Consider the following 13950-nt stretch of genomic DNA (forward strand, 5'->3'; position numbering starts at 1 on the left):
GCCCGCGCGCTATCCCCACGATTTTTCGCGTAAAATTTTCATCGCCGCCAACCTGAGATACACTGTCTGCATCTTGTGCAATGAGGCAACCATCATGTCAACGTTTCCGTCCAGCTTACTGATCCTGAATGGCAAAGGCGCTAATGAGCCGCAGCTGCGCGAAGCGATAACGCTGTTACGCGACGAAGGCGTCGATATTCACGTCCGCGTCACCTGGGAAAAAGGCGACGCCGAGCGCTTCGTCGATGAGGCCGAACGGCTTAACGTCGGCACGGTGATTGCCGGCGGCGGCGACGGCACCATCAATGAAGTCGCCACCGCGCTGGTGCAGAGTGGCAGCAAGGCGGCGCTGGGGATCATCCCCCTCGGCACCGCCAACGACTTCGCCACCAGCGTCGGCATCCCGCAGGATCTTGCCAGTGCCCTCAAGCTGGCGATCGTCGGGCGCGATATCGCGATTGACGTCGCGCGGGTCAACGATAAAACCGGCTTTATCAATATGGCCACCGGCGGCTTTGGCACCCGAATCACCACCGAAACGCCGGAAAAACTCAAGGCCGCGCTGGGCGGCGTCTCCTACCTGATCCACGGCCTGATGCGCATGGATACCCTTAAGCCCGACCGCTGTGAAATTCGCGGGGAAAACTTCTCCTGGCAAGGGGACGCGCTGGTGATCGGCATCGGCAACGGACGTCAGGCCGGCGGCGGCCAGCAGCTGTGCCCGCAGGCGTTAATCAACGACGGGCTGCTGCATCTGCGCATCTTTACCGGCCAGGAGCTGCTGCCGGCGCTGTTCAGCACGCTGGCCAATCCCGACAACTCCCCTAACCTGGTGGACGGCGTGTCGTCGTGGTTTGAAATTACCGCCGCCCACGAGATGACCTTTAACCTCGACGGCGAGCCGCTGAGCGGCAAAACCTTCCGCATGGAAATTCTGCCCGGCGCCCTGCGCTGCCGGCTGCCGCCGGACTGCGCGCTGCTGAAATAATCCCCGACGCCCGGCGGCGACAGTCCGCCGGGCATCATTCAGTACGCGGCCACCTCCCGCGCCATCTCCCGGGTATACTGCCGGCTGGCATTGACCAACATTTGCGTGTAGGCCGCCTGCGCCTCGCCGTTGACCAGCGCATCCACCGTCAGGGTTTCGAGGATCTGCCCGTGCTGCATCACCGCCACCTTATGACAGAGATGGGCAATCACCCCAAGGTCATGGGTGACCATTAAATAGGTGAGCTTCGCCTCCCGCTGCAGCTCTGCCAGCAGGTTGAGGATCTCGGCCTGCACCGAAACGTCCAGCGCCGAGGTGGGCTCATCCAGCAGCAGCACCTGAGGTTCGAGGATCAGCGCCCGGGCGATCGCCACCCGCTGGCGCTGGCCGCCGGAAAGCTGGTGCGGATAGCGGTCGCGAAAGGCGCGATTTAGCCCCACCCTGTCCAGCAGCGTATTGACCCGCCGATCGCGATCGCCGATACCGTGGATCTGCAGCGGCTCCTCAAGAATATCGCCCACGGTATGCCGCGGGTGCAGCGAGCCGTAGGGATCCTGAAAGACCATTTGCACCTGGCGACAGCGCTGGCGGCTGATTTTATGCTCCAGCGCGCGGCCGTCGATCGCCAGCGCCCCCTGCCAGTGGGTGAATAGCCCCGCCAGGCACTTCAGCACCGTGGTTTTGCCGGAGCCGGACTCCCCCACCAGGCCGTAGATCTCGCCGGGACGGACGTGAAAACTCACGTCGTGCAGGACCTGGCTACGCTTGCTGCCCTCGCCAAAGGCAAGGTTGAGGTTTTGTACGTCAATCATCAGGCTCTCCTTATTCCGTCAGCCAGCTGGCCTGGCGCTGTAGGACCGGCAGCACCGGGCGGCGACGCTGCATATCCGGCAGGGAGTTAATCAGCCCCTGCGTGTAGGGATGGCGGGCGTTATCAAGGTCTTTGGCGGCAATGGACTCCACTACCCGCCCGGCGTACATCACCAGCACCCGATCGCAGAAGCTGCGCACCAGGTTGATATCGTGACTGATAAATATCAGCCCCAGCCCGCGCGACTGCACCAGATCGTCGAGCAGGCCGAGGACCTGCAGGCGCACCGAGACGTCCAGCGCCGAGGTGGGCTCATCGGCAATCACCAGCTCCGGGTCGACAATCAGCATCATGGCGATCATGATGCGCTGCCCCTGGCCGCCGGAAATTTCATGCGGATAGAGCCGATAGACGCGCTGCGGGTCGCGAATGCGCACCACCTCCAGCATCTCCAGCGCTTTGCTTCTGGCCTCGTTTTTACGCCCGGGATGGTGGGTGAGCCAGGCTTCAGCCACCTGATCGCCGACGCACACCACCGGATTGAGCGAGTATTTCGGGTCCTGCATAATCATGGAGATGCGCTTGCCGCGCACGGCGCGCATCTGCGCCTCGCTGAGATGCTGTAAATCAAGGTCGGCGAACTGCATCCGGCTGGCGCTAACTCGCGCCTTTTTCGGATGCAGCTGCAGCAGTGCCCGCCCGACGGTGGATTTGCCCGAGCCGGACTCGCCGACAATCGCCAGCTTCTCCCGCCCCAGCTGGAAGGAGACGCCGCGCACCGCATGGGTGACCACACCGCCGTTAACAAAGTCGACGCACAGGTCGCGCACGTCGAGCAGCGGTGCGCTATTCGCTACGAGGATCGAGGATGTCACGTAGGCCATCTCCTAAGAAGTTGAATGCCAGACTGTTAATCAGGATTGCCAGCCCCGGGATCGTTACTACCCACCAGCACTCCATCATGTAGGTGCGACCGCTGGAGATCATCGCCCCCCACTCCGGATCCGGCGGCTGGGCGCCGAGGCCGAGAAACCCCAGCCCGGCGGCGGTCAGGATAATTCCCGCCATATTCATGGTGATGCGGATGATCACCGACGGCAGGCACAGCGGCACAATGTGCCGCCACAGCACGCGGGTCGCAGAAGCGCCCTGTAAACGCACCGCCGAGATAAAATCTGCCTGCCGCAAAGAGAGCGTTTCCGCGCGGGCCAGACGCGCAATCGGCGGCCAGGCGGTCAGCGTAATCGCAATCACCACGTGCTCAAGGCCGGGGCCCAGCGCGGCCACAAAGGCCAGCGCCAGCACCAGGCTCGGGAAGGAGATAAAGATATCGGTGACGCGCATCAGCACCATATCCACCCTGCCGCCAAAGTAGCCGGCGCTCACCCCCAGCAGCAGCCCCAGCGGCCCAACGGTCACCGACACCAGCAGCACGATATAGAGCGTGATGCGCGAGCCGTAGACCAGCCGGCTAAAGATATCGCGGCCAAACTCGTCGGTGCCGAACCAGTGCTGCGCATTGGGCGCCGCCAGCGCGTTGTTGAGGTCCTGCACCAGCGGGTGATAGGGAGCAATCTGCGGCGCAAAAATCGCCACCACCAGCAGCAGGCCGATAATCCCGCCGCCGATCGCGGTGAGGGGATTGCGCGCCATCCTGCCGATAAACCCGGCGCCGCGCCTCAGCCCGCGAACTATCCGCTGGCGGCCCTCGTTCGTTCCGCCTCGCAGCGGGGTATCCAGCGAAACCGTCATGATTTGGTCCTCGGGTCAAAGAATTGGTACAGCATGTCGGAAAGCAGATTGAGCATCACGAAGATAACCCCCACCAGCAGCACGCAGCCCATCACAGCATTCATATCCCCGAGCAGCAGGCTGCCGGTGAGATAGGAGCCAAAGCCGGGCCACGAGAAGACCGTCTCGATCAGCACCGCCCCTTCCAGCAGCGCGCCGTAGGCCAGCGCCACGACCGTCAGCAGCTGCACCAGTATGTTGCGAAAGGCGTGATGCCAGATAACCTGCCGCTCGGTGAGCCCCTTCACCCTGGCGGTGATAATGAACTCCTGCGACAGCTGGGCCAGCATAAAGCTGCGGGTCATGCGGCTGATGTAGGCCAGCGAGTGAAAGCCGAGCAGCGAAGCGGGTAAAATCAGGTGATTGATGGCGTTCCAGAATACCCGGCCATTCCCCGCCAGCAGCGCGTCAACGGTCATCAGGCCGGTGCGCCGCGGCACGATCCCGTCGAGGCCGAGATCCACCCGCCCGGCGCCGCCCACCCAGCCGAGCCAGGCGTAGAACACCAGCAGCCCGATCATCCCGACCCAGAAGATCGGCGTCGAGTAGCCGGCGAGGCTAATAATACGCACCACGTAGTCGCTGAGGCTGTTACGCCGCGCCGCGGCCAGCACTCCAAGCGGAATACCGAGCCCGGCGCCAACGATAATCGCCATCGTCGCCAGCTCCATGGTCGCCGGGAAGACGCGAATAATATCGTCCATCACCGGTTTCCCGGTCAGCAGGGCGTTGCCCAGATCCCCGTGCAGCAGGTTGACGAAATAGATGGCAAACTGAGTGACCAGCGACTGGTCAAACCCCAGCTGGTGGTACACCTGCTGATAGGTGCCGTGGTCGGCATCCGGGCCAACAATCGCCAGCACCGGGTCGATGGGCATCACCCGTCCGATGGTGAAGGTGAGCAGCAGCAGACCGAACAGCGTGATCGCCACCTGCAGCAGCCGTTTAGCCAAACGCCGGGCGCGGGAGCCGGGCGCGAAAAGGCGTGTACTCATCCTTTCTCTCCTTCGCTGACTTTATAGACTTCGCGTAAAAAGGTGGTGGCGGACGGATGCGGCCGATAGTCGTGCACCTCCCGACGGACCACCACCGAATCAACCATCTGTGAAAGCGGGATCAGGGCCGGGATCAGCTGGTCGTAGCGGGCCTGAATCGCCCGGTAGTCGGCAACCTGCTTCTGCGGGTCGCGTTCGAGCAGCGCGCCGTCGATCATCGCGTTGAGCTGCGGGTCGTAAAAACCGGTCCGCCAGCCCTGGAAGTTGGTCAGCCGCGCGGCGTCGCTGTTATCCGGGTTATAGACCAGCGCCCGCAGGCTGGAGTGAGGATGCGGCTCCATCCCGCTGCCGCCGCGGCCCACCAGCAGGTCGAACTGACGCTCGCGCATCGCCCCGTAGATCTGGTTGCCGGTACCGGTAATAATTTTGGCGTTAATGCCCGCCTGCATCAGCGTGGACTGCACGGCAATGGCGATATTGAGGAACGGCTGGTCGGAGAGCACCCGCAGCGTGGTAGTGAAGCCGTCGGGATAGCCCGCCTCCGCCAGCAGCTTTTTCGCCCGCGCAATATCCAGCCGGTAGCCCGGGTCCGGCAGCGTCGAGGGCATGCCGGCTTTGATCGGTCGCTGGTGCAGCACGCCGTAGCCCGGCATCAGCGCCCGGTTAATCCCCTGATAGTCAATCAGGTAGCGCAGGGCCTCGCGCACCTTAGGGTTGGCGAAGTGCGCCTCCTTCATGCTCATCGCCACGTAGTACATCGTTCCGCGCTGCACCGCATCGACGCTCAGCTGCGGGTTGCTGCGCAGGGCGTTGATATCCGATACCGCCATATTGTTGGCGATGTCGAGATCGCCCTTCTCAATCATCAGGCGCAGCGTTTGCGACTCCTGAAAATGGCGCAACACCACCCGGCTCATCTTCGCCTCCCCGCGCCAGTAGTTCGGGTTGCGCTGCATGCGCAGCACCTCCTTCGCCTGCCAGGTTTCCAGCATAAACGGCCCCGACCCGGCTTCGTGGGTGGTCAGCCAGCGGTTGCCCCAGTCGTTATCCTGCGCGTGACTTTGCACCGTTTTGCTGTCGATCACGCCAAGGTTGCCAAGCGCGCCGAGGGAGTAGAGCACCAGCTGCGGATCGTTGGCCTTCGGCAGGGTGATTTGCACCGTCACGTCGTCCAGCGCCGTCACCTGCCTATCGATATTACTTTTGCTGAAGCCGTAGGATTTCCACACCGAGGCCTGGGCGAGATTAAGGTGCAGGATCCGCCGCATCGACCACACCACGTCGGCCGCGGTCAGCGGATTGCCGGAGTGAAACGTCACGTTGTCGTGCAGATGGAAGGTCAGCGTCGCGCCGTCCGGGCTTATCTCCCAGGATTTAGCCAGCGCCGGACGCACGTTGGTGAGCTGCTCGGGGTCCAGTTCAACCAGTGAATCGTAAAGATTGACCACTACCCCCACCACCTCGTTGCCGGTCATGGCCGCCGGGTCGAGTGTCAGCAGGTTATTCATATTCATACCGACGATCAGCTGGTCGGGCGGCGTTTTGGCGTAGCTCGCCCCGCTCCCCAGCGTCACGGCGAGCGCGAGCAGGCACGCTCCCAGTAAGGAGGATTTCTTCATCTATCTTTCGCCTGTAGGGTACACGCCCGTCATCATTGGCGCCGCAGCGGCTGACTCAGGGCCTGTTTTATCATTGTTATCCGTTCGGCCATATCCGCTATGCCTTCGGCATGCGGACTTTTTATTAATCAGTCGTGGCTAACGGTATTGGCTTCGATATACGCAAAGTTGATGTCTTCCCCGAGGCCCGGGCGCTGTGACAAATGCACAAAGCCCTGCTCATCCATCGGGTCAACGATGCTGTTGAGATAGGCGGCCGGCGCGTCGTAATCGAGGAACGGGTGCAGCAGACCGCGCTCGTACCAGCGGCAGTTGCGGATCGCGCCCACCACCGCCAGGCTCGCCGCCCCGTTGCCATGAACCTCACAGTCCATGCCGAAAGACTCCGCCAGCGCCGCCACCTTCATGGTGGGCGTAATCCCGCCGACGCCGTTGGCCCCGGCGCGTAAAATATCGCAGGCTCCGGCCTTCACCCATTCAGCGCGCATATGATGCTTGCCGCCGAAGCTCTCCGGGCCGACGATCGGAATGGTCAGGTTTTCCGCCAGCCAGGCGTAGGACGACATCGAATCCTCCTCCATCGGCTCTTCAAACCAGGCGAAGTCGAGCTTTTCCAGCTCTTTGCCAATCCACAGCGCCTCGGCGCGGCTGTACCAGTGGTAGCCGTCAATCATCAGCTCAACGTCCGGGCCAACCGCCTCACGTACCGCGGCGCAGGCTTTGATATCCATCTTCGGATTCGGCGCAAAGGCGATCGGCGGCATCCAGGTGTGCAGCTTGATGGCCCTGTAGCCGCGCGCCACCAGCTTTTCGGCAAACGCCGCGAACTCGTCCGGCGTCGACAGGCCGCCGGGCAGATCGTCCCCGCACATGGTGCTGCCGTAGGCCGGCACCTTATCGCGATAGCCGCCCAGCAGCTTATAGACCGGCATATTGAGCCTGCGGCCCAGCAGATCCCACAGCGCCTGCTCGACAAACGACAGCGCGCGCTCGGTCAGCTGGTGGGCGCTGCCGCGCTGCCAGTGGTTAAGATCCTGCCAGATGCGCTCGCGATTAAAGGGATCCTGACCTACCAGTACCTTGCGGAAAAAAGTGTCCACCACAAACGGGCGCACCACTTCCGGCGGCGCGAAGGCATAGCCCTGGGTGCCGTCATCGGCGGTGATGGTCAGCATCGCCATTTTCGCCAGCCCTTCCGCTCCCGGGTGAGAGTGCCCGGCGCTATCAGCAACCCGCCGGGTGGGATAGTGAAAAACGGTGACGTTTACAGATTCAATTTTCATTCTTTGTCCTTAGTACGATGCACCTGAACCCATATGGCCAAAATTCGCCCAACTGTTAAGCATGGTGAATGAGTTCACATAATTGAAAAAGCGTTTCAATTATTAATCTAAGCACAAATCATTAACACTGCCTCGGACAAATTCCGCTATGCAACGGCCGAATTTTGGGCATCGGCACGACAGGACGTGATTGTTTTCACAAAAGGGAGGGGAAATGTGAGGGCGATCGCCAGGGGAAAAGCGTGAAAAATGAGCGCAGAAAAGAGATAAACCGACCGTTTACACCTCCAGGGATCCTGCGCTCACCGGTTCGGAACTATCCGGCCGCCTTAACGCGTTCGTCGCGCGACAGCAGCAGCTCGGTGAGGGAGTGATGGCGGGCAACCGCACCCTGGAACTGCGGATGCTGGCAATCCTCAGTCACCGCTATCGTCGGAATACCCGCGGCCCGGGCGGCCTGAAAGCCGCTGGCGCTATCTTCGATAACCAGGCACTGCTCCGCGCGGAGGTTGAGCTTGCGCAGGGTTGAGAGGTAGACCGCCGGGTGCGGCTTGCCCCACGCTTCGTCGTCGGCGCTGGAGATTGCATCGAACCAGGGGCGCAGGGTGAGTTTATCCAGCACGGCGGCAATCACCTGATGGGACGAGGAGGTCGCCAGCGCAATCTTATAGCCGCAGCGGCGGAAATGGGCTAAGGCGTCATTGACCCCCTCCATCGCCTCGCCGCTGGCGGTAATCAGGCCGGTGACCCGCTGCAGGATAGTCTGCTGCAGGCGCTGCGGCGCGACGCTGAGCCGGCAGTGGCGGCACCAGATGCGCGCAATGTCGTCCAGCCGTTTGCCTTTGGTCAAGGTTTCGCACTCCTCGACGCTGACCGTCACGCCCAGCGATGCCAGGGCCTCCATCTGCGCCTGGCGCCACAGGCCTTCCGAGTCAATCAGCACGCCGTCCATGTCAAAAATTACCGCTTTAATACTCATCATCCACCTCAGGCGGACCGCGATATTGCTCACGCGGCCCGTAGACTCTCATCAGGAAAATTCGACGCTTTTACCGCTGCCGGCCGGCTGCTGGCTAAAGCCCGGCTGCTCGACGCGGATAAACGCGCAGAGGAAGAACGCCAGCACGTACAGCGCGGTGTAGGCGATGACCACCCCGATGGTGCTGTAGTACGGCAGCAGGACCACCGCTATCGCCGGGGCGAGGAAGTTGGAGAGCCCCGCCGACAGGTTATAGACCGAAATGGCCGCCCCTTTATGCTTTGGCTCAAGCGCCGGGAACACGGCGGCCATCGGCACGAAGGCGGCAACAAAGATCCCCAGCGCAACCGCCGGGATCAGCGCCATGGCGAAGTTATGCCCGAAGTGCTGCGGAATGTAGTAGAAGGCGAGGCTCGACAGCGCCATGCCGACGCAGCCAAACCAGCGTACCACTTTGATCCAGCCCAGCTTCTCGCCGAGGATCCCCCACAGCACGTTGGAGAAAATGGTGGTGAAGAAGAACACCGCCCACACCTGCAGCCACTCCGAGGTGGTGAAGCCCAGCTCGTCAACAAACATCAGCGGCATAATGACCGCAAAGCCGAATAGCGACAGGGTGTTGATAATACGCACCATGCTGGAGAGCAGAATATTGCGATTGCTGTAGAGCAGCGTGACCGCGCGGCCCAGCTCGGCAAACTTCTCGCGGGTGGTCAGGTTTTGCATATGCCGCGGCGTTTCGATTTTGCGCAGCGCGACCATCGCGATGACGCCGCCGGTGATGCAGAACGCCAGCGCCAGCCACAGCGTGCCGAGCTCGCCGATATGCGGGATGGTAAAGCTCGGGATGTAGCTGCCGAATACGCCGATGCCGATGGAATAGACTGCCCAGAACCAGCCCAGCGCCGAGCTGGCGCTGTCGCTTTTGACGTTGTGAATAATCGCCACGATGAACGAGTAGAGGAACAGCGGATAGGCAAAGCCGCGAATGCCGTAGAACAGCAGGATCAGCGGATAGTTAGCGTGTCCGAGGCCAAAAATCAGGAACAGAACGTGGAACACACACCACAGCACGAAGCCGATCATCATCGTTTTCTGCGGGGTGATGATCTCCGCCACCACGCCGGAAATCCACGCCGAGAGCGCGGCGGCCAGGCCGTACAGCGTAAAGGCGAAAGAGGCCTGCGCCGGGGTGAAGCCCAGCTCTTTGATATAGTGCGAGAGAAAAGCCAGCTCGAAACCGTCGCCGGTCATAAACACGGCGATAGCAATGTATCCCCATATCAGATTCAGGGGCAGACCGAGCCACTGTTTATTGGTTGCGGACATAATGACCTCGTTTGCAGGGTACAGGAGTTCGCTCCGATGACGCCACCGGAGCGGTTGTTCTACCCCTCATCGTTCAGGCCGCAGGCGCGTTGCCTTCCCGCGGCCCGAACTCGTTAGGGTATGTTATTTATATTTAGCTCTGACGGTAATTCAGGTCGTTGAGATATAAGGCTTTAAACTGCGCATAGCGCTGCATCAGTGCCTGATGGCGGGCCGGCGTCGTGCGCCAGGTCTGCCAGACTTCCGGCTTTTCGCACACCGCGGCCAGCGGTTTCCCTGCCGCCAGGCAGGCCAGCCGCGCCGCCCCCAGCGCGCCGCCGGTTTCGCCCCCTTTGTGGGTGACTACCGGCATCGCGAGAATATCCGCCAGCAGCTGGGCCCAGAACGGGCTTCGGGCGCCGCCGCCGACCAGCGAGCACTGCTCAATCCGCGTGCCGCTCTCCTTCAGCACCTGCAGGCCGTCGTTGATGCCAAAGCTCACGCCCTCCAGCACCGCGTAGCCCAGCTGCGCACGCAGGCTGGAGTGCGTCATCCCCCAAAACATCCCGCGAGCGTCGGGGTCGTTATGCGGGGTGCGTTCGCCGGAAAGGTACGGCAGGAAGAACGGCGCACTGGCTTTCTCCTCCTCGCTGAGCTGGGCAATCTCCTCCAGCAGAGCGACCTCGGTGGTGCTGGTGAGACGGCAGAACCACTGCAGGCAGCTGGCGGCGCTGAGCATCACGCTCATCTGATGCCACAGGTTCGGCAGCACGTGGCAGAAGGCGTGAACCGCCGACTGCGGCGCCGGACGATAGGCGTCGGTGACCACGAACAGCACGCCGGAGGTCCCGAGAGAGATAAAGGCATCCCCCGGCGAGACCGCCCCAACGCCAATGGCGCTGACCGCGTTATCGCCCCCGCCGCCGGCCACCACCACCGACGCGTTCAGCCCCCAGCGCCCCGCCACCTGCGGATCGAGGGTTGCTGAGACCTCGCAGCCTTCGACCAGCGTCGGCATATGGCTGCGCGACAGGCCGCACTTGTCCAGCAGCGCATCGGACCAGTCGCGCTTCGCCACGTCCAGCCACAGCGTCCCGGCGGCATCCGACATGTCGGAGATTTTGCGGCCGGTCATCCGGTAGCGCAGATAGTCCTTCGGCAGCATCACCGTCGCCGTGCGCTGGAAGTTGGCCGGCTCGTGGCGGCGCACCCACAACAGCTTTGGCGCGGTAAACCCCGGCATCGCCAGGTTTCCCGCCACCTGGTGCAGCTCGGGGGCCATCTCCTCCAACTCGCGGCACTCGTCGGCGCAGCGGGTGTCGTTCCACAGGATGGCCGGGCGGATCACCTCCCCGCGCTCGTCCAGCAGCACCGCGCCGTGCATCTGCCCCGAAAGGCCAATCGCCTTGATGGCCGACCAGTGAGGGCCGCACTTTTCCCGCAGGGTGGTCATCAGATATTCCGTGGCTTCCCACCACGCCTGCGGCGCCTGTTCTGACCAGTGAGGATGGGGCCGCTGAATGCTCAGCGGTGCGCTATGGCTGGCGACGACGTCGTTGTTCTCGTCAATGACCAGCGCTTTCACTTCCGACGTGCCAAGATCGATCCCTAAGTACATAGCCACCTCTTACTTAATCAGCGTATAAACTGCGGCAATCTTCTCGCGCAGCAGCGCCAGGAAGTCCTCGTTCTCCGCCAGCGCGCCAAATAGCGCCCGGTCTTTGGCGTAGACGGCGATCGGGTCGCTGGCCTCAAACATCTCGTGCACCGCCTGCGCGTCGAGGATCCCGTCCTGGTATTGATACGGCAGCGTTCCCTTATGCCACTGCTCCATAAAGACGAAGAACAGCGCCGGGAGCATCGCCGTCGCCTCCGGACGCGCGCCGCGCTGGTAGCACTCCTGCAGGGTCGGGGCGATCATCGCCGGGATTTTAGAGAAGCCGTCCGCCGCCACCCGCTGGTTGGTGTCCTGGATGTAGGGGTTGGTAAAGCGCTTGAGCACCACGTCGCGATAGGTCGCGAGGTCGATACCGTTATCGCCGAGGCACGGGATCACGTCTTCGGTGACGTAGCGATCGGCAATGGCGTAGATGAACCCGGTGAGCGTGCTTTCGTGGATATAGCGCTGGCCGATCAGGGTGCCCGCCCAGGCGATGCAGCTGTGCGAGGCGTTGAGAACGCGGATTTTCGCCTCTTCGTAAGGGATAACCGAGTCCACCATCTCAACGCCAACGGCTTCCAGATTCGGCCGTTCGGCGCGGAAATTATCCTCCACCACCCACTGAATGAAGCTTTCGCCCATCACCGGTGCCCGATCGTCAATGCCGGTTTGCGCTTTGATGCGCGCCGGCAGATCCGCCGCCGGGCGCGGCGTGATGCGGTCAACCATGGTGTTCGGGCAGCTGGCGTTCGCCGCCAGCCACTCGACCAGCGCCTGCCTGCCGGTTAGCTGCAGGAACTCCACCAGCCCGTCGTGAAAGCGCTCGCCGTTGTGGCGGACGTTATCGCAGTTCAGCAGGGTCAGCGGCCCGGCGTTATCCGCCATGCGCTTTTCCAGAATACGCGCGATGGTGCCGTAAATGGTCTTGCAGTCGCCCTGCAGGTCGGCGAGCAGATCGGGGTTGCTGGTCTCCAGGCGATGGCCGGTATTGAGGTAGTAGCCCCCTTCGGTCACGGTGAAGGCAATCACCTTAGTCTGCGGGTTGGCCCCTTCGTCAATCAGCGGCTGCAGCCCCTTCTGCCACGCCAGCAGCTTCTGAATTGAGGTGATTTCTTCATATTCGCGCTCGCCTTCCGGGCTGACGGTCTCCAGCACGTAGCGCCCGCCCTGCGCGGCCAGCGCCTGCACCACCTGCTCGGCATCGTCGCGAATGTTGCCAGCGGCGATATGCCAGCGCTTATCGCCGCTGGCGATCAGGCGATGCAGGTACCACGCCTGATGCGCACGGTGAAAAGAACCCAAACCGATGTGAAGCCATGTGTATTGCTGATTCATATTCTGATCTCCTTGAGTGATGTGGCCCACTGTAGATGATCATTTGACCCAATTAAGAGCCATAGATCACAAAAGAGCAATTACCCAAAGAAATTACAAATGACCAAAAGCGAGCAAAAGCTTGCCTGTTTTCTGAGCCGCGGCCAAAATGCTGCTAACAGTCAACATCAGCGGGCCTGCAGAAAGACGAACGTCTCGCCGTGGCCGCAAACTTAAGGCAGGGAACCGTGAGTAAAGAAGATGACATCAGGCTGGACCAGAAGGTCCGCGCCGCGTGGATGTACTACATTGCCGGCCAGAATCAGAGCGAGATCGCCAGCCAGCTCGGCACCTCAAGGCCGGTAGTCCAGCGGCTGATTGCCGCGGCGAAAGAGGAAGGTATCGTCTCGATTGGGCTACATCATCCGGTAGCAAACTGCCTCGACTACGCCCAGCTGCTGCAGGAAAAATATCGGCTTATCGACTGCAATATCGTCCCGGCCTACAGCGAGGAGAGCACCCTCGACAGCGTGTCGTTCGGCTGCTACCAGCTGATGGCCCGCTATCTGCAGGACGATAAGGCCAAAATCATCGGCATTGGCTCCGGGCTGACGCTGAAGAAAACCATGCAGCGCATCGATTTCGACAGCTTCAACACCCGCTGCGTGGCGCTGATAAGCGCGATGGATGCCGACGGACAGTGCAACTACTACGACGACGTTCCCCTGCTGCTGGCGCGGAAAATTCAGGCCAAGTATTACCAGTGGCCGGCGCCGCGCTACGCGCAAACGGCGGACGAGCACCGGATGTGGTGCACCAGCCGGCTGTTTCAGAGCGTGTCGGGCGTCGCGCAGCAGGCGGACGTGATTTTCGTCGGCATCGGCCCGCTGGGCACGCAGAGCCCGATCTTCAAGGACGGATTTATTAATCAGGCGCAGCTGGACGAGCTGACGGCGCAGGGCGGGATCGGCGAGATCCTCGGCCGCTTTATTGATGCCGAAGGCGGCGTGGTGGAGAGCAATATCAACCAGATGATCACCAGCTACGATATCCGCCACAACCGCTGCCCGCGCATTGCGGTGGCCTGCGGCGAATACAAGCGTCCGGCGATTCTGGCCGCGCTGAAAGGCGGCTGGATCAACGGCCTGGTGACCGATGAACACACCGCCCGCTGGCTGCTAACGCGCTAGCGCCCGCGCGGC

At 62.0% G+C, this 13950-nt stretch carries 12 protein-coding genes; 2 read left to right on the plus strand and 10 right to left on the minus strand.

Annotated features, from left to right (window positions below):
* Nucleotides 1-94: 94 nt before the first annotated feature.
* Nucleotides 95-988: a lipid kinase YegS gene (yegS, locus tag M2416_RS21975; protein WP_041146411.1), complete on the plus strand. Its 894-nt coding sequence runs from the start codon at nt 95-97 to the stop codon at nt 986-988.
* Nucleotides 989-1026: 38 nt separating this feature from the next.
* On the opposite strand, the gene M2416_RS21980 is transcribed toward yegS, so the two are convergent.
* From M2416_RS21980 to dalD, 10 genes are all read right to left on the minus strand, one after another.
* Entirely contained in the window at nt 1027-1800 is a 774-nt protein-coding gene (locus tag M2416_RS21980; protein ID WP_041146412.1) for an ABC transporter ATP-binding protein, read from the minus strand.
* A 10-nt stretch (nt 1801-1810) separates the two neighbouring features.
* Nucleotides 1811-2674: an ABC transporter ATP-binding protein gene (locus M2416_RS21985; protein WP_259226757.1), complete on the minus strand. Its 864-nt coding sequence runs from the start codon at nt 2672-2674 to the stop codon at nt 1811-1813.
* Complete coding sequence (locus M2416_RS21990; protein ID WP_041146413.1) at nt 2646-3551, minus strand: ABC transporter permease; 906 nt, start codon at nt 3549-3551, stop codon at nt 2646-2648. Before M2416_RS21990 ends, M2416_RS21985 begins: the two co-directional genes overlap by 29 nt.
* Nucleotides 3548-4585 carry an ABC transporter permease gene (locus tag M2416_RS21995; protein WP_041146414.1) on the minus strand — a complete coding sequence of 346 codons (1038 nt, stop codon included), beginning with the start codon at nt 4583-4585 and terminating at the stop codon, nt 3548-3550. The genes M2416_RS21990 and M2416_RS21995 overlap by 4 nt, the downstream gene beginning before the upstream one ends.
* Nucleotides 4582-6204, minus strand: coding sequence for an ABC transporter substrate-binding protein (locus M2416_RS22000; protein ID WP_259226758.1), 1623 nt, complete (start codon nt 6202-6204; stop codon nt 4582-4584). The genes M2416_RS21995 and M2416_RS22000 overlap by 4 nt, the downstream gene beginning before the upstream one ends.
* Before the next feature lie 128 nt (nt 6205-6332).
* Entirely contained in the window at nt 6333-7487 is a 1155-nt protein-coding gene (locus tag M2416_RS22005; protein ID WP_041146416.1) for a mandelate racemase family protein, read from the minus strand.
* Nucleotides 7488-7803: 316 nt separating this feature from the next.
* Nucleotides 7804-8466, minus strand: coding sequence for a hexitol phosphatase HxpB (gene hxpB, locus M2416_RS22010; protein ID WP_259226760.1), 663 nt, complete (start codon nt 8464-8466; stop codon nt 7804-7806).
* Nucleotides 8467-8517: 51 nt separating this feature from the next.
* Nucleotides 8518-9795 (minus strand): RbtT/DalT/CsbX family MFS transporter, encoded by a 1278-nt coding sequence (locus M2416_RS22015; RefSeq protein ID WP_041146418.1) that lies wholly within the window; start codon nt 9793-9795, stop codon nt 8518-8520.
* 133 nt (nt 9796-9928) lie between these two features.
* Nucleotides 9929-11392, minus strand: coding sequence for a xylulokinase (xylB, locus tag M2416_RS22020; RefSeq protein ID WP_259226764.1), 1464 nt, complete (start codon nt 11390-11392; stop codon nt 9929-9931).
* A gap of 9 nt (nt 11393-11401) precedes the next feature.
* Nucleotides 11402-12769, minus strand: coding sequence for a D-arabinitol 4-dehydrogenase (gene dalD, locus M2416_RS22025; RefSeq protein ID WP_076945697.1), 1368 nt, complete (start codon nt 12767-12769; stop codon nt 11402-11404).
* Between the two features lie 227 nt (nt 12770-12996).
* Here dalD and M2416_RS22030 point away from each other — a divergent pair, with 227 nt between their 5' ends.
* Complete coding sequence (locus M2416_RS22030) at nt 12997-13938, plus strand: sugar-binding transcriptional regulator (protein WP_076945698.1); 942 nt, start codon at nt 12997-12999, stop codon at nt 13936-13938.
* Nucleotides 13939-13950 lie beyond the last annotated feature (12 nt).

It is taken from the genome of Klebsiella sp. BIGb0132 (genome assembly GCF_024810075.1).
GTDB lineage: Bacteria > Pseudomonadota > Gammaproteobacteria > Enterobacterales > Enterobacteriaceae > Klebsiella > Klebsiella terrigena.